Below are 22,505 nucleotides of genomic sequence, written 5' to 3' on the forward strand. Positions count from 1 at the left end.
GGCGCTCCTCCTCACTGCTTCCGCAGCGGCCACAGGGCCGGACGCGCGTCGAAGCGGGTACTCAGGCGCTGGAGGGCCACCGCCCCGAGCAGCAGGCCGACGTCACGCAGCGCGACGTCGTAGTAGGTGCCGAGCAGCAGCAGGTTGAGCACGATGCCGGCGAGCCACAGCGCGACCACGGCGCCGCCCAGGCGCGGGTGGAGGGCGACGACGACGCCGGCGACGATCTCGACCACGCCCACGGCATACATGGTCGTCGTCGGGGTGAACGGCGACAGGTGGGCGATGGAGGGTGCGAGGTAGCGCACCCAGTCGGTGAGCAAGTTGGTGAACTTGTCGACCCCGAAGACCACGGGGGCGACGACGAAGGCGGTGCGCAGCAGCAGGAACGCCTGGTATGCCGCGTCGCGGCGCAGCCGTGGACGCGAGCCTGACCGTGTGCTGCTGAGGGTGGTGGCCATGAGGTCCTCCTGGGTGGAGCTGGGCCCTCCCCTCGGTCCCGGAACGGCAGACGCGCCGGCTGGCCGGGTGGGAGGCTGACACCGTGTCAGTGGCAGCAAGGGCCGTGCGCCTTACCGCGACGGCTTCGTGCTCTGCCTCGTTGCGGTGCGTCGGTAAGACCGAGGCGGTGTGGCGCAGCAGAGTGGGTATGACGACGAAACAGCCCTCCTCCACCCCAGCAGTCCCACGGACACGGCCTCCCTGCCTGTCGGGGGGACCACCCGTCGACGTCCGGGGCTGGCGACGGTGCCGGCTCCTCGAGTACGGCTTCCCGCCCGAGCTGGCGGAGCGCCTGGCCGGGCAGCGGACCGACCTGCACGCGCTCCTCCAGCTCGTCGACCGCGGGTGCCCACCCGAGCTCGCGGCCCAGATCCTCTCGCCGCTCGACGATCCCCTGTCGCCCCCGGACGAGGTCGGGTGACCGCGATGAGACCGACCCGCTTCGAGGAAGCCGCACCTCCGGGACCGGCCTGCCACGCGGTCGGGGCCGAACCGTTCGACTGGGTGACGGCGCTCAGCACCTCTGGGCCGAAACGAGACCATGCCCTCGGGCAGCTGCACGCGCTGATGGTGCGGGCCGCTCGCCACCAGGTGTGGCGCCTGCGTGACGCCCTGCCCGACGCCTCAGCGGCGACGCTCGACGTCGTGGCCAACCAGGCCGCCGACGAGGCGATGGTCGCCCTGCTGGGCAAGCTCGACACCTTCGAGGGCCGCAGCCGGTTCACGACGTGGGCCTACAAGTTCGCGATCGTGCAGGCCGGCAGCGACGTCCGGCGGATGCAGTGGCACCACCGCGACCTCGAGCTGCGCGACCTCGACGTGCCGGCCCCTGCGACGGACGACCCCGCGCAGCAGGCGGAGGCGAGCGACCTGGCCCACGCCGTCGCCGATGCGATGCGCCGGGTGCTCACACCGCACCAGCGCCGGGTCGCGGTCGCCCTGCTCGTCGACACCATCCCCATCGACGTGCTCGCCGACCGGCTCGGAACGACCCGCGGAGCCCTCTACAAGACCCTGCACGACGTGCGCGGCCGCCTCCGGTCGGAGCTGGCCGCCCAGGGCTACCTGCCCGCTGCCACCTCGCCCGCCAGCTCGACCCCCACCGGCTCGACCGCCGACACCTCGATCCCCTCCACCTCCACCTCCGACTCGTCCTCGACCCAGGCAGGTGAACCGTGAACACCTCTGCGCGCCAGCCGATCCCGCCCCGCGCGGTGGAGGCGCTGCTGCTCGACACCACGCCGTTCCTGTCGTGCGAGGAGTGCTTCGAGCGGCTCGACACCCACGTCGAGGCGCTCCTGGCCGGCTCCGACACCGACCCCGCCATGAGCCGCCACCTCGACGGGTGCGCCGCCTGCGCCGACGAGGCCGCGGCGCTGCGCCAGCTGGTCGAGGAGGACACGCAGGGCGCCTGACCCCGCGGCTCAGCCGCGGCGGAAGAGCGCCACCTGGAGGAAGTCGTGCGAGAACACCTCATGGCCGTGGTCGTGGGGCGCCGGCATCTGCCGTGAGTCGACCGGCTCGAGCCAGGAGAACATCTCGCGCAGCTCGTCGAGCGTGTAGGCGATGCCACCCTCGAGACCCCGCTGGAGCAGCAGCTCCTCGTCGGACGCGGTCGTGCCCATCTGCCCGGCCGTGAAGGTGCAGATGCCGAACAACCCACCCGGGGCGAGGCACTCGCGCAACGCCTCCATGTAGGAGATCCGACGGTGCGGGGCCAGGTGGTGGAAGCAGCCGGAGTCGTAGACGAGGTCGAACGGCGCCCCCGGCACCTGCTCCCTGACGAAGTCCAGCACGAGGTACTCGGCTGTGAGGCCGGCGGAGCGGCGCGTGGCCTCGGCCACGGCATACGGCGCGATGTCCACCCCGGTGACGGTGAACCCCTGCGCTGCCAGCCAACGGCTGTTGCGCCCGAGCCCGCACCCGACGTCGAGCGCCCGGCGCCCGTCGGCGTCGCGCTCGGCGCCCAACAGACCCTCCTCCTGCCACGTCAACAGGGCCGCGTCGGGGCGGTCGGTGTGGAGCGGGTGGTCCTGCTGCTGCAACAGGCTGTCCCAGAAGGGCGCCGCGTCGTGGCTCGAGCGGTCGGCACCGCCTGCGTAGAGCCCGTCCAGCAGCAGCATCAGGTCCTCGTACGTGGTGATGCGCACGGCTCTCCTCTGCTCGTCCGGGCCAGCAAGCGTATGCCGGTGAAGGGCGCGGCACGGTCTGCCATGCCATGCCGTGCCATGCAATTGGCATGGCGTCGACCGCGTGAGACCCGTGCGCGCGATGGGCGATTGGCTCGCACCTGCGGCAGGCTGGTGCGGTGACCACGCAGCACGAGACCTCCAGTCCCCACAGCAACGACGTGCACGTCCCGCGCCCGCTGGCGGTGGCCGCGGCGTGGTCGTGGCGGCTGCTGGTCATCATCGCTGCCGTGGCACTGCTGGTGACGGCGCTGCGCACCGCCAGCCTCATCGTGGTGCCGTTGGCCGTGGCCGCCCTCTTCACCGCCCTCCTGGCACCGGCCGCGCTGTGGCTCGCGGCCCGGACGCCGCTGTCGCGCGGGCTGTCCTCTCTCGTCGTGCTCCTCGGCGCGTTCGCCGTCGTGCTGGCGCTCGGCACGGCGGCCGCGGCCCAGCTCGCCAGTGGTGCGGGCAGCATGCGCACGAGTGCGGAGCAGGGCTTCGCGAAGATCACCGAGTGGCTGCGCACCGGTCCGCTGCAGCTCACCAGCGCCCAGCTCGCCGACTACCTCGACAAGGCGCGGGAGTCGCTGAAGGCCAACAGCAGCATGCTGACATCGGGGGTGCTCTCGGTCGGCACCTCGGCGGGTCACTTCCTGGCCGGCATGCTGATCTGCCTGATCGCCACCTACTTCTTCCTCGCCGAGGGCGAGCGCATCTGGGCCTTCTTCGTGCGGATGCTGCCCCGGCCCGCTCAGGCCCCGACGCACGAGGCCTTCCGGCGCGGGTGGACCAGCCTGGGGCACTACGCCCGCACCCAGGTCGTGGTCGCCGGTGTCGACGCGATCGGCATCGGCCTCGGCGCGCTCGTCCTCGGCCTGCCGTTCGTCATCCCGCTGACCCTGCTGGTCTTCCTCTCCTCGTTCATCCCCATCGTCGGCGCCATCCTGTCCGGGGTCGTCGCGGTGCTCATCGCACTGCTCGTCAAGGGGCCCACGGTGGCGCTGCTCATGCTCGCCGTCGTGCTGCTGGTGCAGCAGGTCGAGACCCATGTGCTGCAGCCGTTCCTGATGGGTCGCGCGGTCGCGCTGCACCCGCTCGCCGTGATCGCGGCCGTGGCGCTCGGCTCGTTCCTGCTCGGCATCGTGGGTGCACTCTTCGCGGTGCCGGTGCTGGCGGTGGCCAACAGCGTCATCCGTTACTACTTCCGGCAGGAGCCGGAGCTCGAGGAGCAGCCGGAGCCCGACCCGACCGAGGTCACCGTCCCCGAGTAGGCCGCGCCCGGTGGGCCGCACTCCTGTGGCCGAAGTCTGGGACTTCGGCCTTCAGGCCCGCTCATGAACCGAAGTCCCAGACTTCGCGGCGGGGCGGTTCACGCCGCGCGGACGTCTGTCGGTGGGCGTCCCTAGACTGGGAACAGCTCAGGAGAGGCAACGACAAGTACCTGGCTTGTTGCCCGGCAACCTCCACCGCGGAGGTGCCCCAGGGGAAGAGCTGACCGAGCCGGACCCGGCCCGGTAACAGCGGATCTCCACGGCCGACGCGTCGAGGGGTCCCGTCCCCGTGGAGGCCCCATGTCGTCCCAAGAAGCGTCGTCCCGTTCAGCCGTCGTCGCCCTGGCCCGCACCAGCCTGTCCTACGCCCACGCCGTCATCGAGGAGGCCGAGCGCGAGCACGGCGACCTTCGCATGGCCCAGGCGTTCGGCATCCTTCTCGCCCTCCACGCAGCCGACCTGGGGGATGCGCTGCGTGAGTTGGCCGGTCCCGAGCCGCTGCCGGGCAAGAAGCGGCTCGACAACAACCCCTACACCGACCCACTCGACGGCCGGTACGGCGACATGGACGCGTGGCGCCGCACGCTCTCCGACGACGAGCTCCGCGAGCACTGCCGGTACTGGAACTGGTCGCGCGAGAACCAGGTCCACCCGCACGGCCGCTGGTGGTGCTCCAAGGCCCTGTCGGCGAGCCAACGCGAGCTGGCGCGCAGGGGCCTCGACCCGCAGTCCTGGCGCGACGGGACGGAGTCGGAGTGAGCGGCGGCTGGTGCGACGAGAGACCCGGGCCAGAGCCCCGAGACGGGTCGTGGACACCCCTGGTGGTGCTCGTCGACGACACCCGCGACTTCAAGGACGGGCGGCCGGCCGTGACGGCCCGGACCTCCGCCGAGGCGGTGGCACTCCTGCAGCGCCTGGACCGGACGACCATCGACGAGCTGTGGCTGGACTACGACCTCGGCTTCGGCGACACCGCGCAACCGGTGGTCGACCACCTGGTCGCGGCCGCGGCATACGGGACACCGCAGGAGGTGGGCACGATCCGCGTGCACAGCTCCAACATCCGCCACGGCCAGCGGATCTGCGCCGAGCTGGTTGCCGCCGGCTACCCGGCCCGGCGCAGCTACGGGGCAGGCCTGTTCGTCAGGGCGCGCTGGTCGCCGGCATGAGCCGGCCCGGGACGCCCCGTCGAGCGCCCCGGGCCACTCCTCCCACCCGGTCTGCGGATCCGCTACTTGCCGATGCCGTCCGTCAGCCCGCGCAGGAACTGGCGCTGGCCGATGAGGAACAGGACGATCATCGGGATCGCGGCCATCGTCAGGCCGGCGAACTGCACGGGCCAGTCGGTGAGGAGCCGGCTCTGCATGTCCATCAGGCCCACCGGCAGGGTCTTCAGGTCGCCGTTGCTGATGAACACCAGCGCGAAGACGAACTCGTTCCAGGCGAACAGCGCCTGCAGGAGCGCCGCCGAGACGAGGATCGGCCGGCACATCGGCAGGATGATCCGCCAGAAGGTCTGCGCCGGTGTGCAGCCGTCGAGCTTGGCGGCCTCGTCGACCTCGGGTGAGAGGTCGATCATGTAGGCGCGGATGAGGAACGTCGTGAACGGGATGCGGAACGCGGTGTACAGGACGATGAGCGCCCAGTAGGTGTCGAAGATCCGCAGCTGCTGCAGCAGGTTGAACAGCGGGATCAGGGCCACCGTCGGCGCGAGCATGAGCCCACCGAGCAGCAGGCCGAGCACGAGCCCGCCACCGATGATGCGCTGACGCACCAGCCCGTATGCCGCCCACGCGCTGATGAGGACCGTGGTCAGGATCGACGCCGACGTGACGAGCACGCTGTTGGTGAAGTACCGCACCACACCGGCGCTGCCGGCCTTGGCGAAGTTGCCCCAGCGCAGCTGGCTGGGCAGCCCCCACGGGCTGTCGAAGACCTCGCGGTTGTCCTTGAAGCTGCTGAACACCATCCACAGCAGCGGGTACAGCACCGCGACGACGAGGGCGGCGAGGCCGACCCAGACGAGCACGGAACCGATGCGGCGGCCCACACCCGCGAGCGGTAAGCGGCGTGGCCTGGCGCCGGCGCCCGCGCCTGCCGTGGCGGCTGCTGCGGTCGGGGCGTTCGGTTTGGTGTTGGCGGACGCGGTCATCATCACCACTCGATCCTCCGGCGTCGGCTGAGGTAGATCTGGCTCGCCCCGATGAGGAGCGTGATGAAGAAGATGACCGTCGCGATGGCGGACGCGTAGCCCATGTCGTCGTTGAGGAAGGCGTTGCGGTAGAGCCACGTCCCGAGCACCTGGCTCGAGTTGGAGGGGCCACCGGCTGTCATGACCATCACCTCGTTGAAGACGAGGAAGGCGCCGGAGATCGTGAGGATGGTGATGAGGGTCGTCATCTCCCTGACCATTGGCACCGTGATGGCGAAGAAGCTGCGGATCCTGCCCGCGCCGTCGATCCGGGCCGCCTCGTAGAACTCCCGTGGCACCCGCTGGATGGCGACGACGAAGAGGATCGCCGTGTAGCCGATCGACTGCCACTGGCTCATCGCGATGATGCTCCACATGGCCGTGCCGGGCTCACCGAGCCACGAGTGCTGCCAGGAGACGAGCCCGAGGGCGCCGAGTGCCCGGTTCAGCAGGCCGATCTGGGGGTTGTAGAGGAACGAGAAGAGAATGCCGGCCACCGTGATGGAGATGACGGCCGGGATGAAGTAGATCGTCCGCAGGATCCCGCGCAGCCGCTGGTGGACGAACTCCTCGAGGACCGCCGCCAGCACCAGCGAGAAGCCGACCTGGAAGACCAGCGAGGTCACCGCGAAGACCGTGTTGTTGCGCAGGGCCCGCCAGAAGATCGGGTCCTCCGCGGCTGTCTTGTAGTTGTCGAGCCCCACGAAGACCGGGTGCGCGGAGAACGCGTTCCACGAGTACAGGCTGAGCCTGAGGTTCTCGACGATGGGGTAGTAGACGAAGACCAGGAGCAGAGCGAGGGCGGGCAGCACCCAGACCCAGGACCGCCAGCGGTTCAGTACGTGCATTGTCTGTTCGCCTCCCTGCCGGAGGGATGAGCCGGGGACCCGTCCGCGCGGGACGTGTCCCCGGCCACCATCACCCGACCTGCTTCTTGGCCTTCGCGGCGGCGTCCTGGACGCCCTTGATGACTTGCTGCGGCGTCGTGGCGCCGTTGATGAGGCCCTCGACGCCGGAGAGGTAGGCGTTGGCGACGTCGGCGTTGGTCACCGTGTCGAGCCAGATGGCGAACTGGCTGGCCTTGCCCATGTCGGTCAGCGCCTCCTGCAGCTGCGGGAACGAGTTGCTGCTCGTCGCGGACCCCTGCACCGGGCTGAGCCAGCCGATGTCCGCGGTGAGCTTCTGCGCGTTCTGCGCGTTGGTCATGAACTTGAGGAAGTCGACCGCGAGCGCGGCGTTCTCGCTCTGCGCGTTGACCATGAAGCCGTCCGGCGCACCGGTGAGCGCCTTGGTGTCACCGGGGCTGCTCGAGGAGGCGGGGAGCTTGAAGAACGACCAGTTGTCGGCGAGGTCCTTCGACGCACCGCCCTTGGTGGTCAGCGCGAGGAACTCCAGCGACTCCAGGTAGTGCATGGCCGCCTTGCCGTTCAGGAAGTTGGCCTGGGCCGCCTCGTGGGAGAGGCCGTTCGCCTGCGGCGTGGCGCACTGCTTGACGATCGACTGGAACTGGGTCAGCGCCGTGACGTAGCCCGGGTCCGTGAACGCACCGGTGGCCGGGTTGTAGTCCTTGGACAGCGTGTCCGGCTTCACGGCATACGCGTTGAGCTGGGTCATGTAGTGGATGGCCGGCCAGCCGTACTGGTTGCCGAGCGCAATCGGCGTGTAACCGGCGGACTTCAGCTTGCCGCAGTCGTCGAGGAGGGTCTCGAGGCTGTCGGGCGGGTTCGCGATGCCCGCCTTCGCGAAGGCCTTCTTGTTGTAGGCCATGTACTTCGCGTCGAGGTCGATCGGCACGCCGTAGTACTTGCCGTTGGTCTGGAAGGCCTTCAGGGCCGCCGGCGCGAACGTCTTGCCCCACTCGGTGTCCGGCCCGATGACCGAGGTCAGGTCTGCGGCGAGGTTGGCACGCACGAACTTGTTGGCGAAGTCACCGGCCCACGAGAAGTAGATGTCCGGCAGCTTCTTCGACGCCGACAGCACGCGGATCTTGTCCTTGTACGGCTGGTCGCCGACCTGCTCGAGCTGGATCTTCACGCCGGGGTTCGCAGCCTCGTACGCCTTGGTCACGTCGACGAAGTACGGGGCGTACTTCGGGTCGGCGAACTTCGTGACCATCGTCAGCGTGCCCTTCTTCTCCTTGGGCGTGCTGAGGTTGGCCTGCTTGCCGGACGTGGTGGCGGTCGAGGGCGTCCCACACGCAGCGAGGGCCACGGCTGTGACGACCGCCGCGAGGGAAGCTCCCACACGGGTCAGGGATCTCATGATCGATACGCTCCTTGCTGGTTGGGGTCGAGCGGTGTGCTGGTGGCCTCGATGGCCGTCTCGTAGCCGAACGCGCCGAACGAGGCGCAGGTGGAGGTGGCGTATGCCGTGGCCTCCTGGGCGAGGTGCTGCAGGTCCTCTTCTGCCGCCACCCCGAGGAGGAGCCGGGCGATGAAGGCGTCGCCGGCCCCGAGGGTGTCCACCACCGGCGCCGGCTCGGGCCGGGCGTAGGCGAGGCCCCCGCGGTCGAGGAGGACCGCGCCCTCGGCGCCGATCGTGACGGCGACGAAGGACGGGCCCAGCTCCTGGAGGCGCTTGGCCTCCTCAGCGGCTTCCTCGGGGGTGGCACCGGGGCAGGACCGGATCGCGACCTGCGCGTGCCGGGCGTACTTCTCGAGGTACGGCCAGGGCCGCTCCGAGAAGTCGAACGAGAGCCGGCGCGCGGCGAGCGCCAGGTCGGCGAGCTGGTCCTCGACCATCGAGCACTCGCCGGTGTGGGTGATGTCGGCGGCGGCGACCGCCGCGAGGTCGGCCTGCGTGAGGGTGACCCGGGAGACGCCCGGGTCCCCGTGGCCGAAGACGCGGTTTCCCTCCACGACCCGCACCTCGGCATACGCGTTGGCACCGTCGACCACCCGCACGAGACGGGTGTCGACCCCCTCGGCGACGAGGGCGTCGAGCACGGCCCGGCCGGCCGCGTCGGTGCCGACCGCACCGACGTAGGCGGACCGGGCGCCGCAGCGACGGGTGTGCACCGCGACGTTGACCGCGTTGCCCCCGGGGTACATGACCCCTCGGTCGACGTAGCGGTCGACCACGTTGTCGCCGACGGCGACCAGGCTGGCGCTCACCACGTCACCGTCAGTACGCCACGCGCTTGTAGTAGCGCCGGGTCGTCAGCGGGTGGTCACGCAGCACCTCGAGGTGGGCACTGAGCCGCTCGAGCAGTGCGGCCAGCACGACCTGGGAGACCAGCGACCGCACCTCCTGGGTGACCCCGGGCAGGTCCACGTCGGCGCTGTCGAGCACCCACATCTTCTCGGTGTACCCGGGAACGAACTTCTCCACACGCTCGACGAGCAGGCGGGAGGAGTCCTCCCCCTTGAGGAGGATGACGCTGACCCCTTCCTCGACCAGCTCGAGCGTCCCGTGGAAGAAGTCGGACGCGTGCACCGGTCGGGTGCGGATCCACTGCATCTCCTCGAGGATGCACATGCCGTAGTAGAAGGCCTGCGGCCACGTCGCCCCGGCACCGGTGACGATGTGGAACGGCTCGTCCTGGATGCGGGCTGCATACTCCGCGGCGCGCGGCTCGAAGGCGCGCTTCGCCTCCAGCAGGAGGGCCGGCAGCGACCCGAGCTGGGCCACGGTCTCCGCGTAGCCGTCGTACTCGCCCCGCAGGTGCATCAGCGAGAGCGCCACGAGCAGCGACTGCAGGTAGAACGACTCGCAGGAGGTGTCGTCGGCGGCCTCGTTGACGAGGCTGACGTCGGCCTCGTCGGCCAGCGGGACGCCCGCGAACCCGGTCAGGGTGATGACCTTGGCGCCGCGCTCCCGGCACCAGCGGAGGGCCCCGATGCTCTCGGGCGTGGTGCCCGACAGGGACGGCATCACCACCAACGAGTGCGGGCCGAGGTGCACCGATCCGCGCACCACGAGCTCGGCCGGGATCACCTGGTGCACCGGGAAGGTCGAGCGCTCCTGGAGCAGCCGAGCCGCCGGCTCCATGAGGATGCCGGCACCGCCGGACCCCACGAAGAAGAGGTTCTGGACCCCTTCACCCAGGGCCCGGTCGACCTCCTCGTGGATGCGACCGGCGAGGCCCACGGCACCGGACTGGATGCGCAGGTAGCGGTCGTCGTCGAAGTTGAGCATGGTCAGCTCCTCCTGCCCCGCAGGGCTCAGTAGTCGACCTTGAACATGTAGCGGCGGGTCTCGAGGTCGTGGCCGCGGACCGACTCGTAGTGTTGGGCGAGCCGGTTGGCCAGGGCGCCCACGACGATCGGCGAGACGTCCTGGCGAAGGGCGGCAGGGATGCCGGGAAGGTCGAGGTCCTTGACGTCGACGTACTGCGCCTTCTTGCAGTAGGTGTCGAGGAAGGCCTTGCCCCGCTCGGCCATCGGCCGCGAGGCGTCCTCGCCCAGCCACAGCAGCACCGCGGTGTCGTCGTCGACCATCTCGAAGGCGCCCTGGAAGAACTCGCCGGTGTTGAAGGCGGCGGCGTGCTTCCACTGCATCTCCTGGAGGAAGCACATGGCGAGGCCGTAGGCCCACCCGTAGCTCGGGCCCGAGCCCAGCACGTAGGTGATGGGCTCGTCCTTGAAGGCGTCGGCGATCTTGGCCAGCTGCGGCTCGGCCTGCTCGATGGCGTGCCGGACGGCCTGCGGGAGGGCGGTGAGGGCGGCGTCGACCTCGGCGCGGTCGAGGTCGGCACCCGTCGCGGCGAGGAGCTCGAAGGCGACGAGCAGCTCGAAGAGGTCGCTCTTGCCCGAGAAGGCGGTGTCGGAGGCCTCCGCCAGCGGGCTGCCGGCCTTGGCTGCGGAGATGACCGTGGCACCGGAGGCCTTGGCCGTCTTCGCGGCGGCGACGGTCTCCTTGGTCGTGCCGGTGTAGGAGGCGAGCACCACCAGCGACCCCTCCCCCATCAGGGCTGGAGTGCTGCAGTTGAGCTCGTCGCTCTGCAGCTGGAAGACCGGGAACGAGGCCTTGCGCTGCAGGAGGTAGTGGGCGGGGTAGCTGCAGATGATCGAGCCACCGGCGCCGACGAAGTAGACGTTGCGCAGGCCGCGGGCGACCACGTCCGCGACGGCCGTGGCAATGGCCTCGCGCTCGCTGACGGTCGCGGCGAGCTTGTCGACGGTGTCGGCGTCGATCGGCTTCAGGGGCAGGGTGTCCGGCATCGGGTTTCTCCGTCTCTGGGTTTTGATAACGTTCTCAGTCGAGGTGTTGAGAACGTTCTCAAGACGGTCACCGGCTGTCAAGGGTTTGGTCGAAAAATGGTCACCGGCCCTCTGGCGGCGGTGGGGCCGCACACCGCTATGGTCAGGACTCATCGGCTCGGACGACCTCGCCCGGCCGCGAAGCAGGAGGGCAATCCGTGCGCAGGCTGGACGACGGCAGCAGGGGCGTCGCGACGTTGCCGGACGTCGCCGAGCGCGCCGGCGTCTCCACCGCCACCGCGGCCCGGGCCCTCGGGGGCTACGGGTCCGTGCGCGAGACCACCCGACAGCGGGTGCTCGACGCGGCCGAGGCGCTCGGCTACCGGGCCAACGTGCTCGCGCGCAGCATGGTCACCGGCTCGTCCCACACCATCGGCGTGGTCATCTCCGACATCGAGAACCCGTTCTTCCGCAAGTCGCTGCGCGGCATCACCGACACGGCCAGGAGCCGAGGCTTCGAGGTGCTGCTCGCCAACACCGACGAGGAGCTGGAGAAGGAGCGAAGCGCTGTGTCGCTCCTGGAGGAGCGGCGGGTCGACGGCCTGGTCATCTGCCCCGCCGACGCCGGCGACCGCAAGCACCTCCGAGAGGTCATCGCCGCCGGCACGCCCGTGGTGCTGCTCGACCGACGCGTCGCGGGACTCGCTGCCGACACGGTGGGGATCGACAACCGGAAGGCTGCCCGGCTCGCCACCGAACGCCTGCTTGCCCTGGGGCACAAGCGGATTGCCATCGTCACAGGCGGCACACCCGAGATCCGCGAGCGGCTCGTCCGGCCTGACATGAAGGGCGTCGAGCGGCTGTCTGCAACGACTGTCGGCTCCCGCGCGGCGGGCTACCGAGACGCGATGACGGCGGCCGGCCTCACGCTTCGTCCGGAGTACCTGTCCGCCAACGGTTTTCGTCGAGAGGACGCAGTCGACGAGGTGTGCCGGCTCATGGACCTGGCCGAGCCGCCGACGGCGATCCTGGCGTTCGACTCGATCCAGTCGCTCGGTGCCCTGCAGTGCTTCCGCGAGCGCGGTATTCGCTGCCCCGAGGAGGTGTCGCTGCTCGGGTTCGACGACGCCGAGTGGGCCGATGTGGTGGAGCCCCCGCTCACGGTGGTGACCCAGCCGATGTACGAGATCGGTGTGGCCGCCTGCGAACGCCTGCTCGACAGGATCAGCGGGGAGCAGCGGTCACCGGTGCACGACCGCCTCCCCACGGTCTTCATCGAGCGGTCGTCGCTCGCTCCGCCCGCCCGGAGCTGACCTGGTTCCGGCCGCCCCGGAGCTGAGCTCGGTTCGGCCGCCTAGGAAGGGACCAGCGGGGCGACCAGGTCGGCGAGCGCGTCGGGGTGCGTGAAGAGGTTGTTGTGCGACCCCGGGAGCACCGTGACGTGCGCAGACCCACCCGACGCGGCCGCCACCTGGTCCATCCACGCCTGCGGCGCAAAGGAGTCCGCCTCCCCCGCCGTCAACGCCAAGGGCACCTGCAGGCCACGCACCCGCTCCTCCGGACGGTCCCGTCGTCCCGACTCGATGATGCTCAAGGGGTCGGTGCGCACCCTGGCGACGTTCTTCCCCACCACCACGAGCTCTGAGGGCGGGTCCTTGCGGTACGCCGTGGCGGCTGCCCGCAGGATGCCCGACCAGGAACGCTGTTCGGGCTGGAAGGTCAGACCGGCCAGCACCAGGGACAGGTCGCGGCGGTCGTGCTGCAACTGCAGTGCTGTGCCGAGGGCGGCCTGTGCTCCCGTCGAATGACCCAGCAGCACAACAGGACCCGCGACCTGCGCCTCGCGCACCCACCTGGCCGCTGCCTCCCCCATCGGCCCGATGCGGGGAGGGACGCGCAGTCGCGGGCGTCGCCAGGCCAACAGGTCGAGCACCACGCAGCGCAGTCCACGCTCGGCGAGCGCCTCGACCATTGAACGCGTGTAGCGCGGGAGCCCGAGTCCGGGCATCACCACCACGGTGCCGCGGGACACTCCGGCTGGGTGCACCTCGATGAATCTCACCCAGGCGGGTCCGACCCTGCTCCAGCTCACCTCGAGCCGCGCGTCGTTGGCGGCCGGGGGCGTCGAGGAGGTCACTTCTGCACCCTACGTGTCATCCCAGCGCGGCACGCGCGGAGCGCCAGCCGCTGCCAGCACGGAAAGAGCCGCTCGACCGCGGAACGCACCGCCGCCGCGGGGCGTCCAAGGGGTATGCCGCGCCCGACCACTGCCCTCCTCGCACCAGTGCTGGTCGCCGTCGCGCTGGCTACGGGATGCGGGTCCGGGACCACCGACACCGAGAGCGACCTCCCTGCCACGCTCTTCCAGCGACGGGCCGAGCAGGTGGCCGATGCCTGGACACGCGGAGACCTGTTGCGACGATGGCACACCGGCGTTGTGGCCGCGCAGGATCTCACCAACGACCCTGACTGGATGCCGCGCCCCACCCTCAAGGCCTCCTTCTACAACGGCTGGATCCGCACCGCCACGGCGCTGCCCACCACGCCAGGCAAGGGTACCGTGCGTTACTCCGACGGAACCACGGTTGCGGTCGACACCCTCGGTGCGCAGACGGCCTACGACCAGATGGTCAACCCGCGATCCGGGCTGTGCCCCACGGCGGACGACTCCGGCATTGGGTGCGACTGGCTCACGATCACCGGCGCCCGCCGCGTGACCACCTCGCTCCTGACGGCACGCGGCCCGGCCGAGGTGCCGGCGTGGTCGTTCACCGTGCAGGGCCTGCCTGATCCACTCGTGCGCGTCGCCGTCGCCGCGGTCGAGCCGGGCGACCTCGAGCCCGTCGACCTTCCGTCCCTTCCCGTTGACGAACGCCAATCCCTGCTCACCGGGCAGGACGTCATCGGCCACACTCCGACCTCCCTGACGGTCACCCTCGGCAGCGGAGCCTGCGACACCGACCTGCGTGCGCACGTGCTCGAGACCAACGACGTCGTGGTGGTCGGCGGCACGGCCCTCAGCCCACCGTCGGGCCAGATGTGCAACTCCTCGCTGCGCCTCGAGGAGGTCACGGTGCCCCTCGAGGCGGAGCTCGGCGACCGCCCGGTGGTCGACGCCGCATCGGGTCGCCCGCTCCTGCCCAGGGTCCTCCCCCAAGGGGCAGCACCGCTGAGGTGACCGGCCGAGGGGGACGGGCAGTCAGTGGCCGAGGCCGGCTTCCCGCGCCCGCACGATGGCCTCGGCCCGGTCGGCCACGTGCAGCTTGGCGAAGATGTTGGAGACGTTGTTGCGCACCGTTTTCGGCGACAGGAACAGGGTCGAGGCGATCTGGGGGTTCGAGCGTCCGGCCGCCACCAGCTCGAGGATCTCCCGCTCCCGGGCGGTCAGCTGCGGGAACGCCTGCTCGGCCGCCGACCCTGCCGCGGGAGCCCCGGCGAAGAAGTCGGCGATGCGCCGGGCGATGGCCGGGCCGAAGATCGCCTCTCCACGGGCGACTGCCGTGACGGCGCGGGTGATCTCCGCCTGGTTGGCGCCTTTGAGCAGGTAGCCGCGCGCCCCTGCCTGCATGGCGGAGAACAGCGTCGCGTCCTCCTCGGCCATCGTCAGCATGACCACGCCGATGTGCGGGCTGGCGGTGGTGAGCCGACGGGTGGCCTCGATGCCGTCGAGACCGGGCATCTGCACGTCCATCACGACGACGTCGGGCTGCAGCTCGGTGGCAAGAGCGACCGCGGCGAGACCGTCCTCGGCGGTTCCCACCACCTCCAGGCCCTCGACCGACGCGAGGAGGGCGGCGAGGCCGTCGCGGTAGACCGGGTGGTCGTCAGCGAGCAGCACGCGGATCGGCTCATCGTGCATCGGTGGAAGCTCCCGTCCTCGGAGGGGTCGTCGCAGTCGTGCCGCACGGCAGCACCGCCCGCACCAGCGTGCCCCGGCCGGGCGGGCACTCCACTGACACCGTGCCGCCCAGCTCGGCGGCTCGCTCGCGCAGCGACAGCATGCCCACACCTGCGGCGACGTCCTGAGGTATGCCGCGGCCGTCATCCTCCACCTCGACCACCACTGCGTGGGTCGGGCCCCAGGGACGCGCGTCGGTGAAGGACAGGCGCACCGTGCAGCGCCGCGCCCCCGAGTGGCGCACCACGTTGTTGACCGCCTCCGAGGCGATGCGGAACGCCGCCACCTCGACCGCGGCCGGCAGCGCAGCCCCGTCGACCCCCTCGTCGACCACGGTGATCGTGAGGTCCGGGCTCTCCAGCCGACGCGCCAGCTGGTCGATGGCCCGCACCAGGCCCAGCTCGTCGAGGGCCGGCGGACGCAGGTCGTGCACCAGGCGCCGCACGTCGGCCAACACCGCCGCCACGTCGGAGGTCGCCTGATCGAGCAGCCGGTCAGCCTCGGCAGGGTTGCGGGAAGCCAGGTTCCGGGCCGTCTCGATGCGCAGGGTGACCGCCCCGAGGCTCGGCCCGAGGCTGTCGTGCAGGTCGCGCCGCAGCCGCCGTCGTTCCTCCTCGCGGGCGGTGACGATCTGCTCACGGCTGGCCTGGAGACTGGCGCTGAGCTCGCTCGCCCGGGCGGCCGCAGCAGCCTGGCGCACCACGTCGCCGAGCAGGCGCTGGTCACGCTCCGACAGCTCGCTGCTCCCCGCGGGGCACAGCGTCAGCTGGCCGACCCGCTCGCCGCGGTAGACCACCGGCAGCTCCACGGCTCGTCCGGCGGGACTGCCGTGCTCCACCACCTGGCGCTTACCGGACGGCCCGGCGATCTCGACCCGCACGTAGGGCGACCGGAACGCCTCCCCCACCGCCTGGGCCACCGCCACAAGCTGCTGGTCGGGTGACGACGACACCTCGAGCTGCTCGGCGAGGGCCGACACCACGGCATACGGGTCGTCACGGGAGCCGCGGCGCAACCGGCGCACCACGCGCGCCAGCCGGTCGCGCAGCGGCGCGTAGACCGCCGCGACCACGGCGATCGCGACCAGCGCGGAGTCGCGTTGACCCAGAACGGCTCCCGCGAGCGCGAACACGAGCACGTCGATGAGCACGACCGCCCCGGCGAGCAGCGCGTAGACGAGCGTCGCCGAGATGAGGCGGTCGACGGCATACAGGTTGTGGCGGTTGACGGCGACCACGATCGCGGCCGACGTGACCCCGACCCCGAGGCAGAGCAGGATGCCGGGCAGCGGGTCGGTGACGTTCATGCCGACCACGATCACGATGACGTTGATGACCGCCGCCCAGACCAGCCACCGCAGCTGCGCCCTGCCCACGGCGTCGCCCGCGCGGTAACGACGCACGACCACCGCGAGCGGCACGAGCAGGCTGAGGAAGACGCCGGCATAGGCGACGGTGAGCAGCACGCGCCAGACGCCCCACGGAAGGGCGATGCTGACCGGGTCGACGTCGAGCCGGGCGAGCGCGGGGTCGAGCGGGGCACCGGCGAACCGCTCCGCGGTCGTCGACGGCACCACGGCCAGCAGCACCGGCAGCAGCGCCGTGAGCGCGATGCTGGCCAGCGACAGCCGCCGCCAGAGGGGCTCCTGTGGCAACCGGCCGTGTGGGAACACCAACAGGATCAGCGGGAGGCCGAGCAGCAGCCCGGCCCCGAGCCGCTGGTAGAGGTAGAAAGCGGCGGACGCGCCGGGCGTGCCGGGCGCGGTGTAGACGGCGTAGGCGGTCCAGCTGCTGCACAGCGAGTCGACCACCCAGAACAGTCCTGAGCCCACCAGCAGCCAGGCCACCGGGTGACGGGGCAGCTGTCGCAGCAGCAGCGCGCCGGGCACCACCTGCGCCAGGCCCGTGAGGCAGCCGATCCAGCCGGGGTCGAGGGCGGCGGACGCCGGCACATCGGCTCCCCGGTTGGCGAGGTCGAGCACCACGGTGACGGCGGAGAGCGCGACGGCGAGCGCGGCCAGGCCCGCACCGACCCGGCTGCCGCGCGCCGCCACGACGGCTGGCGCCACGGGCGCGGGGAGGGAGGTCTGCGACGTCACAGGCGACATGGTCGCAAGCGGGGTGTCCCGCTGTCCCGAGGATCGGAGTCCCGAGTCACCCGGGACACATCGAGGACGCGACTGCGGACTCCGGCACCTGTGGGCCCGGGACGCGCGGCCCCGACTGTTGGGGCAAGGCGGTGCACGGGGCACCGCGACTTCACGACAAGGAACCGTCATGAGCGACACCCTCACCACCCAGCCGGCCCTGGCCCGCACCGACGCGGCACGGCCGCAGCCCACCGTCGGCGACCGGACCGTCGACCCGCGCACCATCCGCCGGATGGGGCTCACCCTGACCGCCGGCACCCTGCTCTGGTCGGCGTCGCAGTTCGTCTACGGGCCCACCGCCGAGGGCGTCGGAGCCCGGGTCGGCGACCTGACCGGCCTGTGCTTCCAGGTCGGTGTCTTCGCCCTGCTGACCGCGATGCTCCGCACCGGCGCCACCGGCGTGACCAGGAAGGCCCGCGCCATGATCCGGGTCGAGTACGTCCTGCTCGGCCTCGCCTCGCTCTGGTCGCTGCTCCACGGCGTGCTCCCGAGCAGCATCGGCGACGGGCCGGTCATGATGCTCGACGCCTTCTGGCCGCTGTCGATGCTCGGCATGTTCGTCATCGGCATCAAGGTGGCCGTCGCCGGCCGCTGGCAGGGCGTGCTGCGGTTCTGGCCGCTGGTCGCGGAGACCTGGGCCGTCGTGACCGTGCCCTCGTTCCTCCTCCTCGGGGACGGACCGGCGCGCTGGATCGGGGCCACCCACCTGCTCATCGGGTATGCCGCGCTCGGCCTCCTGCTCGCCCGTCGCCCCGAGCTGACCGGCGCCGGGCGGTAGGACCTCCCGCACCACCGACCAGGGGTGTCACCGGGTGCTGTTGGCCTCGGTGGCACCCCTCTCGCGTGCCTCCTCGCCGGGCACCTTCTGGTGGCGGGCGGCGGCATACGCCGGCTCGCGCAGGAAACGCACCACCGGGTACTGCTCCGTGCCCGGCAGCTGGTGGACGACCGGGTCGTGACGGCGTGGGTCGTCCTGGCCCTCGATACGGGCGCCCACCGCCACCTCGGCGACGGGGACCCAGGGGCCGGTACCCACGGCATACGACAGCGACAGCCGGTCGGGCACGCGCAACGACGGCCCGACCTCGCGCACGGTGGAGCCGGGCACCGGCTCGAGCCGCAGCAGCAGCGGACCGGCCGGTGACCGCACCGGCAGCAGCGTCGTCAGCGGCCCGTCGGAGAGGTCGGAGTGGAGCAGGAGCGTGAACCGGCCCAGCCGCGAGTCGCCCGTGGAGGCGAAGAGCAGGTCAGCCGGTTCCTCGTCGTAGCCGGCCGTCTGCGGCAGCCGCAGGGCCACGCCGTAGATGTCGGGCAGCCACGGCGGCAGGCCCATCGCGCGCGACACCCGCACCGTGCCGTCGCTGACCCCTGCGTCGTCGAGCAGCGGCACGCCGGTGCGGCCGGCGCCCTCCCCCAGCAGGGTGACGCGCAGGGTCACGCCCTGGGGATGCAGGGGCCGGCCGTGCCGCAGCGCGGCGACCGCCCCGAACACGGCTCCGAGTCCCAGTCCGGCGGCCGCGCCCGTCGCGCGGCCGGCCGCCCGCAGCAGCTGCGTGTAGGGCATGTGGTCCTCCTCCGACGCCTTCCCCCCAACCATGCCCCGGATCCGGCGGAAGCGCCCGCACTCCCGAACCGACTGGCCGCGGGACGGCTCCGGGAGCGGCGTCGTGAGGCGTGGCCGGTGCCAAACTGTGGGCCATGAGCAACCTGGAGACCCGCCCGGTCGAGACCGAGTGCGAGCACACCGCGGTCCCGGAGTCCGGCGGACGACCCGTGGTCGAGGTGCTCGAGGCGCGGGAGGTGCCACTCGGGGGCCCGCGGGCCATGACGGTGCGGCGCACCATCCCCCAGCGGCAGCGGTCGCTCATCGGCGCCTGGTGCTTCGCCGACCACTACGGCCCCGACGACGTGAGCACCTCGGGGGGCATGGACGTCCCGCCCCACCCGCACACCGGGCTGCAGACGGTGAGCTGGCTGTTCTCCGGGGAGATCGAGCACCGCGACAGCGGCGGCAACCACGCCATGGTGCGGCCCGGCGAGATGAACCTGATGACCGGCGGCCACGGCATCGCCCACTCGGAGGTCTCCACGCCCGCCACCACGGTCCTGCACGGCGTGCAGCTGTGGGTGGCGCTTCCCGACGACGCCCGCGACGAGCCGCGCATGTTCCAACACCACGTCCCGCCGCCCGTGCACGTCACCGGGGCGGTGGTGCGGGTCTTCCTCGGCTCGCTGCTCGGCCAGACCTCGCCGGTGCGCACCTTCACCCCGCTGCTCGGGGCCGAGGTCGTGCTCGACCCGGGCGCCCACCTCGTGGTCGCCGTCGACGAGGGCTTCGAGCACGGGGTGCTCGCCGACACCGACGGTGTCAGCCTCGAGGGCGTCGCCGCGGCGCGCGGAGCGATGGGCTTCATCGGCCCCGGACTCCACTCGCTCACCCTCGCCAACGACAGCGACGCACCGGCTCGGCTGGTGCTCCTCGGCGGCACGCCGTTCGAGGAGGACATCCTCATGTGGTGGAACTTCGTCGGCCGCTCGCACGAGGAGATCGAGCAGTTCCGCCGCGAGTGGCAGGAAGAGGGCGACCGTTTCGGCGCCGTGGTCGGCTACCAGGGACGGGTGGCGCGCCTGCCCGCTCCTGAGCTGCCGCCGGTGCGGATCCGGCCGCGGCAGAACCCGCCGCCGCCCACCAGCCCCGCATGACGGGTGCGCGACAGTCGCCGGTGGCAGCAGGGTCCCGCCCGGCGCTGGCGTGTGCCGGGCTCGGGCTCGTCCTCGTCGTGGTGGGCGCAGTGCTGCCCGTCCCGGTGCTCTACGTGGTGGGCGTGGTGCTCGGCGGCGTCGGCCTCACCCTCGCCCTGCGCTCCCGGGCCCCCGTCGTCGTCGCGGTGCTGGCCGGGGTGGCGGTGGCCGGCGCCGCTGTCGCGCTGCCCCTGCTGGCGCGGCCGCGCACCAGTGGGCTGGCGGGTCAGTGGGAGGCACCTGCCATCGACGGCGACGTGCTCAGTGGTCGCGCGCTGGTCAGTGCCGACAACACCTCGGTCGACCTGCGCACCGGCAAGACCGTGCACCTCGGCTCGGTCACCGGTGGCTCCCGCTGGGTCGCCGACGACCGCATGCTCGTGGTCCGTGACGACCGGGTCGACTCGGTGCGGCTCGACGCCAGCGCCCGTTGGACGTGGCGTCCGCGTGGCCCGCAGGGGATCAGGCCCCTGGCCGCGGCCGACGGCATGACCGTGCTGAGGACCTGCCCGACCTCGACGTCCGGCGGATCGTGCGCCCTCGTGGGCGTCGACGCGCGAGGCCACCTGGCGTGGACCACCGACGCCCCGGGGCAGCGGAGCGGGTCTCCCACCGTCACCGGCCCGGTCGGTTCGCTCCCCAGGGTGGCGGTGCTGCCGGTGCGGGGCAGCGGCGGCAGCTTCCTCGTCGACCCCGCGACCGGGCGGCGCACCCTCGTGCCCGACGCGGCCACCCTCGCCGTCGCGGACGGCCCGGTGGTCGTGACCACCGTGAGCGGCGGACGCTGCGTCACCAGCCTGTATGCCGGCCTCTCGCCGGCGTGGACCAGCGTGAGCCCGCAGGTGTGCCCGACGGCGCTGCCGTCGCGGTGGTTCACCGCCGAGGGGAACCTGTGGGTGGAGCGCGCGGGGGCCTGGGAGCGCTACACCCTGGCCGGCGGGTCGCGCGAGCAGGTCTCCGCCGAGGACGTTCCGGAACCGGGAGCACCGGGAGGCTGGACCGTGTCGGTGCAACGACTTTCCTTGTGGCCGAACCCCTTTCGCGGAAACGACCACGCGTTCGTCCTGACCCTGCGTAACCCGGAGTCCGGGGAGGAGTCGGCCCGGCTGGTCACCGACCGCCGGCCCGACCTCCTGCTCGCCGCGCGGGGTGGTGTCGTCGTCCGCGAGGATGGCCGGGTCACCCGGTACGCCCTCGACCACACCTGACAGGATCGGCCCATGAGCCTCGACGTCGCCGCGCTCCGAGCCCACTTCCCCGCCCTCGCCGAGGGCGCCGCCCACTTCGACGGGCCGGGCGGGTCCCAGGTGCCAGACGTCGTCGCGACGGCCGTCGCCGAGACCATGACGTCCGCGATCGCCAACCGTGGCACCGTCACCCGGGCGGAGCGGCGCGCCGAGCAGGTCGTGCAGGACGCGCGCGCGGCGATGGGCGACCTGCTGGGCACCGCTCCGGGCGGGGTGGTGTTCGGGCGCAGCATGACGGCGCTCACCTACGACATGGCCCGCACCCTGTCGCGCACCTGGTCGGCTGGCGACGAGGTGGTGGTCACCCGACTCGACCACGACGCCAACATCCGCCCGTGGGTGCAGGCTGCCGAGCGGGTCGGTGCCGTCGTCCGCTGGGCCGACTTCGACCCCGCCACGGGGGAGCTGCCGCCCGAGGCGGTCGGTGACCTGCTCTCCGACCGCACCCGCCTCGTGGCGGTCACGGCGGCCTCCAACCTGATCGGCACGCGGCCCGACGTCGCGGCCATCGCCGACCTGGTGCACGGGACGCCCGGCCTGCTGTACGTCGACGGCGTCCACTACACGCCCCACGTCGGCGTCGACGTCAAGGCGATGGGGGCGGACTTCTTCGCCTGCTCGCCGTACAAGTTCATGGGGCCGCACTGCGGGGTCGTCGCGGCGAGCCCCGAGCTGCTGGAGACGCTCCAGCCGGAGAAGCTGCTGCCGTCCTCCAACGCCGTGCCCGAGCGGTTCGAGCTCGGCACGCTGCCCTACGAGCTCCTGGCCGGCACCACCGCCGCCGTGGACTTCATCGCGTCCCTCTCGCCTCTGGGCGGTGCCGGTGACCGCCGCACGCGGGTGCTGAGCGCCATGCAGTCGCTCGAGGAGCACGAGGACCGGCTGCGCGAGCGCATCGAGAAGGGCATCTCCGCCCTGCCGGGCGCGGTGCTCTACTCGCAGGCCGACCGACGCACCCCCACCCTGCTCGTGCGCTTCGAGGGCCACGACTCCCAGGACGTGCGGGCCGCCCTCGCCGAGCGCAACGTCAACGCCCCTGCCGCCTGCTTCTACGCGATCGAGGCCTCGCGCGTGCTGGGGCTGGGCGACACCGGCGCGCTGCGCATCGGGCTGGCGCCGTACAACGACGAGGACGACGCGGACCGGCTGGTGCAGGGCCTGGCGGAGGTCGTCGGCGGCTGAGGCCGTGCCCGG

General features: G+C 71.8%; 24 protein-coding genes and 1 riboswitch. Of the genes, 12 read left to right on the forward strand and 12 right to left on the reverse strand.

All coding sequences use genetic code 11. The features are described 5' to 3' along the window. Positions 1–11: 11 nt before the first annotated feature. Complete coding sequence (locus tag BMW78_RS09055; protein WP_091758526.1) at positions 12–461, reverse strand: hypothetical protein; 450 nt, start codon at positions 459–461, stop codon at positions 12–14. Between the two features lie 188 nt (positions 462–649). Between BMW78_RS09055 and BMW78_RS09060 the strand changes: the two genes are divergently transcribed. Genes BMW78_RS09060 through BMW78_RS09070 form a run of 3 tightly spaced genes read left to right on the forward strand, consistent with a single transcriptional unit; the run spans position 650 to position 1,916 of the window. Continuing rightward, on the forward strand, positions 650–922 hold the full coding sequence (locus BMW78_RS09060; protein ID WP_091758528.1) for a hypothetical protein: 273 nt from the start codon (positions 650–652) through the stop codon (positions 920–922). 5 nt (positions 923–927) lie between these two features. Then, complete coding sequence (locus tag BMW78_RS09065) at positions 928–1,680, forward strand: sigma-70 family RNA polymerase sigma factor (RefSeq protein ID WP_143056195.1); 753 nt, start codon at positions 928–930, stop codon at positions 1,678–1,680. Next, a complete protein-coding gene (locus BMW78_RS09070; RefSeq protein ID WP_218144294.1) occupies positions 1,677–1,916 on the forward strand; it encodes a hypothetical protein in 240 nt (79 codons plus the stop codon). The genes BMW78_RS09065 and BMW78_RS09070 overlap by 4 nt, the downstream gene beginning before the upstream one ends. Positions 1,917–1,925: 9 nt before the next feature. On the opposite strand, the gene BMW78_RS09075 is transcribed toward BMW78_RS09070, so the two are convergent. Further along, positions 1,926–2,651, reverse strand: a complete 726-nt coding sequence (locus tag BMW78_RS09075; RefSeq protein WP_091758530.1) for a class I SAM-dependent methyltransferase — start codon at positions 2,649–2,651, stop codon at positions 1,926–1,928. A gap of 158 nt (positions 2,652–2,809) precedes the next feature. Here BMW78_RS09075 and BMW78_RS09080 point away from each other — a divergent pair, with 158 nt between their 5' ends. From BMW78_RS09080 to BMW78_RS09090, 3 genes are all read left to right on the forward strand, one after another. Next, positions 2,810–3,943, forward strand: coding sequence for an AI-2E family transporter (locus BMW78_RS09080; RefSeq protein WP_091758532.1), 1,134 nt, complete (start codon positions 2,810–2,812; stop codon positions 3,941–3,943). A 145-nt stretch (positions 3,944–4,088) separates the two neighbouring features. Then, positions 4,089–4,199, forward strand: a riboswitch (SAM riboswitch). Positions 4,200–4,243: 44 nt separating this feature from the next. After that, on the forward strand, positions 4,244–4,702 hold the full coding sequence (locus BMW78_RS09085; RefSeq protein ID WP_091758534.1) for a hypothetical protein: 459 nt from the start codon (positions 4,244–4,246) through the stop codon (positions 4,700–4,702). 62 nt (positions 4,703–4,764) lie between these two features. Further along, a complete protein-coding gene (locus tag BMW78_RS09090) occupies positions 4,765–5,112 on the forward strand; it encodes a cyclic-phosphate processing receiver domain-containing protein (RefSeq protein ID WP_091758536.1) in 348 nt (115 codons plus the stop codon). A gap of 62 nt (positions 5,113–5,174) precedes the next feature. Here BMW78_RS09090 and BMW78_RS09095 read toward each other — a convergent pair whose 3' ends face one another. The 6 genes from BMW78_RS09095 to BMW78_RS09120 form a co-directional block, all read right to left on the reverse strand. After that, positions 5,175–6,098, reverse strand: coding sequence for a carbohydrate ABC transporter permease (locus BMW78_RS09095; RefSeq protein WP_245735758.1), 924 nt, complete (start codon positions 6,096–6,098; stop codon positions 5,175–5,177). Further along, positions 6,098–6,982, reverse strand: coding sequence for a carbohydrate ABC transporter permease (locus BMW78_RS09100; RefSeq protein ID WP_091758538.1), 885 nt, complete (start codon positions 6,980–6,982; stop codon positions 6,098–6,100). Before BMW78_RS09100 ends, BMW78_RS09095 begins: the two co-directional genes overlap by 1 nt. Before the next feature lie 70 nt (positions 6,983–7,052). Further along, positions 7,053–8,396 (reverse strand): ABC transporter substrate-binding protein, encoded by a 1,344-nt coding sequence (locus BMW78_RS09105; RefSeq protein WP_091758540.1) that lies wholly within the window; start codon positions 8,394–8,396, stop codon positions 7,053–7,055. Beyond that, on the reverse strand, positions 8,393–9,247 hold the full coding sequence (locus BMW78_RS09110; protein WP_143056196.1) for a PfkB family carbohydrate kinase: 855 nt from the start codon (positions 9,245–9,247) through the stop codon (positions 8,393–8,395). The genes BMW78_RS09105 and BMW78_RS09110 overlap by 4 nt, the downstream gene beginning before the upstream one ends. 10 nt (positions 9,248–9,257) lie before the next feature. After that, the gene (locus BMW78_RS09115; RefSeq protein WP_091758543.1) at positions 9,258–10,271 is read right to left on the reverse strand and encodes an SIS domain-containing protein; all 1,014 of its coding nucleotides are present in this window, start codon (positions 10,269–10,271) and stop codon (positions 9,258–9,260) included. 26 nt (positions 10,272–10,297) lie between these two features. Then, positions 10,298–11,296, reverse strand: a complete 999-nt coding sequence (locus tag BMW78_RS09120; RefSeq protein WP_091758545.1) for an SIS domain-containing protein — start codon at positions 11,294–11,296, stop codon at positions 10,298–10,300. Between the two features lie 197 nt (positions 11,297–11,493). On the opposite strand from BMW78_RS09120, the gene BMW78_RS09125 reads away from it, so the two are divergent. Then, positions 11,494–12,588 (forward strand): LacI family DNA-binding transcriptional regulator, encoded by a 1,095-nt coding sequence (locus tag BMW78_RS09125; RefSeq protein ID WP_091758546.1) that lies wholly within the window; start codon positions 11,494–11,496, stop codon positions 12,586–12,588. A 41-nt stretch (positions 12,589–12,629) separates the two neighbouring features. Here the strand turns inward: BMW78_RS09125 and BMW78_RS09130 are convergent, their stop codons facing one another. Continuing rightward, positions 12,630–13,412, reverse strand: coding sequence for an alpha/beta fold hydrolase (locus BMW78_RS09130; protein WP_091758548.1), 783 nt, complete (start codon positions 13,410–13,412; stop codon positions 12,630–12,632). Between the two features lie 336 nt (positions 13,413–13,748). Between BMW78_RS09130 and BMW78_RS09135 the strand changes: the two genes are divergently transcribed. Continuing rightward, positions 13,749–14,453 (forward strand): hypothetical protein, encoded by a 705-nt coding sequence (locus tag BMW78_RS09135; RefSeq protein ID WP_143056197.1) that lies wholly within the window; start codon positions 13,749–13,751, stop codon positions 14,451–14,453. A 21-nt stretch (positions 14,454–14,474) separates the two neighbouring features. On the opposite strand, the gene BMW78_RS09140 is transcribed toward BMW78_RS09135, so the two are convergent. Then, the gene (locus BMW78_RS09140; RefSeq protein WP_091758552.1) at positions 14,475–15,134 is read right to left on the reverse strand and encodes a response regulator transcription factor; all 660 of its coding nucleotides are present in this window, start codon (positions 15,132–15,134) and stop codon (positions 14,475–14,477) included. Further along, positions 15,124–17,271 (reverse strand): sensor histidine kinase, encoded by a 2,148-nt coding sequence (locus BMW78_RS09145; protein ID WP_143056198.1) that lies wholly within the window; start codon positions 17,269–17,271, stop codon positions 15,124–15,126. The genes BMW78_RS09140 and BMW78_RS09145 overlap by 11 nt, the downstream gene beginning before the upstream one ends. A 178-nt stretch (positions 17,272–17,449) precedes the next feature. Between BMW78_RS09145 and BMW78_RS09150 the strand changes: the two genes are divergently transcribed. Further along, complete coding sequence (locus BMW78_RS09150; RefSeq protein WP_091758556.1) at positions 17,450–18,100, forward strand: hypothetical protein; 651 nt, start codon at positions 17,450–17,452, stop codon at positions 18,098–18,100. A gap of 27 nt (positions 18,101–18,127) precedes the next feature. Here BMW78_RS09150 and BMW78_RS09155 read toward each other — a convergent pair whose 3' ends face one another. Next, positions 18,128–18,886 carry a hypothetical protein gene (locus BMW78_RS09155; protein ID WP_091758557.1) on the reverse strand — a complete coding sequence of 253 codons (759 nt, stop codon included), beginning with the start codon at positions 18,884–18,886 and terminating at the stop codon, positions 18,128–18,130. Between the two features lie 134 nt (positions 18,887–19,020). Here BMW78_RS09155 and BMW78_RS09160 point away from each other — a divergent pair, with 134 nt between their 5' ends. The 3 genes from BMW78_RS09160 to BMW78_RS09170 are packed head-to-tail and all read left to right on the forward strand — an operon-like array spanning position 19,021 to position 22,493. After that, positions 19,021–20,025, forward strand: a complete 1,005-nt coding sequence (locus tag BMW78_RS09160; RefSeq protein WP_091759121.1) for a pirin family protein — start codon at positions 19,021–19,023, stop codon at positions 20,023–20,025. Next, complete coding sequence (locus BMW78_RS09165) at positions 20,022–21,272, forward strand: hypothetical protein (RefSeq protein WP_143056199.1); 1,251 nt, start codon at positions 20,022–20,024, stop codon at positions 21,270–21,272. The genes BMW78_RS09160 and BMW78_RS09165 overlap by 4 nt, the downstream gene beginning before the upstream one ends. A gap of 12 nt (positions 21,273–21,284) precedes the next feature. Beyond that, the gene (locus tag BMW78_RS09170) at positions 21,285–22,493 is read left to right on the forward strand and encodes a cysteine desulfurase-like protein (RefSeq protein ID WP_091758561.1); all 1,209 of its coding nucleotides are present in this window, start codon (positions 21,285–21,287) and stop codon (positions 22,491–22,493) included. Positions 22,494–22,505 lie beyond the last annotated feature (12 nt).

Source organism: Pedococcus cremeus (assembly GCF_900111375.1).
Taxonomy (GTDB): domain Bacteria; phylum Actinomycetota; class Actinomycetes; order Actinomycetales; family Dermatophilaceae; genus Pedococcus_A; species Pedococcus_A cremeus.

Bases quoted from the DNA above. Each gene is read 5' to 3' on its own strand.
- BMW78_RS09100 (WP_091758538.1), bottom strand. From the start codon at position 6,982: ATGCACGTACTGAACCGCTGGCGGTCCTGGGTCTGGGTGCTGCCCGCC.
- BMW78_RS09120 (WP_091758545.1), bottom strand. From the start codon at position 11,296: ATGCCGGACACCCTGCCCCTGAAGCCGATCGACGCCGACACCGTCGAC.
- BMW78_RS09060 (WP_091758528.1), top strand. From the start codon at position 650: ATGACGACGAAACAGCCCTCCTCCACCCCAGCAGTCCCACGGACACGG.
- BMW78_RS09150 (WP_091758556.1), top strand. From the start codon at position 17,450: ATGAGCGACACCCTCACCACCCAGCCGGCCCTGGCCCGCACCGACGCG.
- BMW78_RS09115 (WP_091758543.1), bottom strand. From the start codon at position 10,271: ATGCTCAACTTCGACGACGACCGCTACCTGCGCATCCAGTCCGGTGCC.
- BMW78_RS09170 (WP_091758561.1), top strand. From the start codon at position 21,285: ATGAGCCTCGACGTCGCCGCGCTCCGAGCCCACTTCCCCGCCCTCGCC.
- BMW78_RS09105 (WP_091758540.1), bottom strand. From the start codon at position 8,396: ATGAGATCCCTGACCCGTGTGGGAGCTTCCCTCGCGGCGGTCGTCACA.
- BMW78_RS09095 (WP_245735758.1), bottom strand. From the start codon at position 6,098: ATGATGACCGCGTCCGCCAACACCAAACCGAACGCCCCGACCGCAGCA.
- BMW78_RS09085 (WP_091758534.1), top strand. From the start codon at position 4,244: ATGTCGTCCCAAGAAGCGTCGTCCCGTTCAGCCGTCGTCGCCCTGGCC.
- BMW78_RS09160 (WP_091759121.1), top strand. From the start codon at position 19,021: ATGAGCAACCTGGAGACCCGCCCGGTCGAGACCGAGTGCGAGCACACC.
- BMW78_RS09165 (WP_143056199.1), top strand. From the start codon at position 20,022: ATGACGGGTGCGCGACAGTCGCCGGTGGCAGCAGGGTCCCGCCCGGCG.
- BMW78_RS09155 (WP_091758557.1), bottom strand. From the start codon at position 18,886: ATGCCCTACACGCAGCTGCTGCGGGCGGCCGGCCGCGCGACGGGCGCG.
- BMW78_RS09135 (WP_143056197.1), top strand. From the start codon at position 13,749: ATGCCGCGCCCCACCCTCAAGGCCTCCTTCTACAACGGCTGGATCCGC.
- BMW78_RS09065 (WP_143056195.1), top strand. From the start codon at position 928: ATGAGACCGACCCGCTTCGAGGAAGCCGCACCTCCGGGACCGGCCTGC.
- BMW78_RS09140 (WP_091758552.1), bottom strand. From the start codon at position 15,134: ATGCACGATGAGCCGATCCGCGTGCTGCTCGCTGACGACCACCCGGTC.
- BMW78_RS09055 (WP_091758526.1), bottom strand. From the start codon at position 461: ATGGCCACCACCCTCAGCAGCACACGGTCAGGCTCGCGTCCACGGCTG.